Annotated in this window: 1 protein-coding gene; it reads right to left on the reverse strand. The window is 73.3% G+C overall.

Features of this window, described 5'->3' with window-relative positions:
- Positions 1–976 (reverse strand): glucans biosynthesis glucosyltransferase MdoH (gene mdoH / locus FV228_RS30870; protein ID WP_147857877.1); only part of this gene is annotated, 976 nt, incomplete at both ends.

The following is a 976-nucleotide window of genomic DNA, read 5'->3' on the forward strand; positions in this document are numbered from 1 at the left end:
GCCGTGGCCGGTCAGCCCGTAGGCGAGCAGGCCGAGGTCGCCGATGCGGGCCGCCTGCCAGGAGGCCAGGCCCAGGAAGGCGATCCAGAGCGGCAGCATGCCGTAGGCCAGGATGCCCACCGCGAGGTGCCAGCGGCTGGCGGCGTGCAGCCCGGCCCAGGGCAGGACGCGCAGGTGCTGCAGGTTGCCCTGGCACCAGCGGCGCTCGCGGCCGAGCAGGTCGACGAGGTTCGTGGGCATCTCCTCCCAGGTACCGCCCATCTCGGGCAGCAGGCGAACCTCCCAGCCGGCCCGGACCATCAGGGCGCCCTCGACGATGTCGTGGCACAGGATCTCGCCGCCGAGCGGCGCCCGCCCCGGCAGGACCGGGAGTTGCGCGTTCTCGGCAAAAGCCTCGATCCGCAGGATCGCGTTGTGGCCCCAGTAGCTGCCCTCAGGGCCCTGCCAGGTCTCCAGGCAGCGCAGGGCCAGGGGCGCGTAGAGGCGCACGGCGAATTGCTGGATCCGGGCGAACAGGGTGTCCCGGCCGGCCGCGTACGAGACGGTCTGGATCAGGCCGGTGCGGGGGCTCTCGTCCATCAGGCCCACGAGCCGGGTCATGGCGGCGCCGGTCATCAGGCTGTCGGCGTCGAGGACGATCATGTAGGCGTATTCCGCGCCGTGGCTGCGGCAGAACGCGCCGATGTTGCCGGCCTTGCGGCCGGTATTCTCGGTCCGGCGGCGGTAGCGGATCCGCGGCAGGGCCGGGTCGGCCTCCGCCCAGGCCAGGATGCGGGCGAATTCATGCTCCTCGACGGCCGCGATCGCGCCGTCCCGGGTGTCCGACAGGACGAAGATGTCGATGGCTTTCCCACAGCCCTGCGCCTGCTCGCGCGCCAGCGAGCGGGCCATCACCCGGAGCCGGGCGAACACCGCCACCGCGTCCTCGGCGTGGATCGCCACCACGGCGGCGGTCCGGCCGGAGCCGGCGGAGGGC

The organism is Methylobacterium sp. WL18, from assembly GCF_008040015.1.
GTDB lineage: Bacteria > Pseudomonadota > Alphaproteobacteria > Rhizobiales > Beijerinckiaceae > Methylobacterium > Methylobacterium mesophilicum.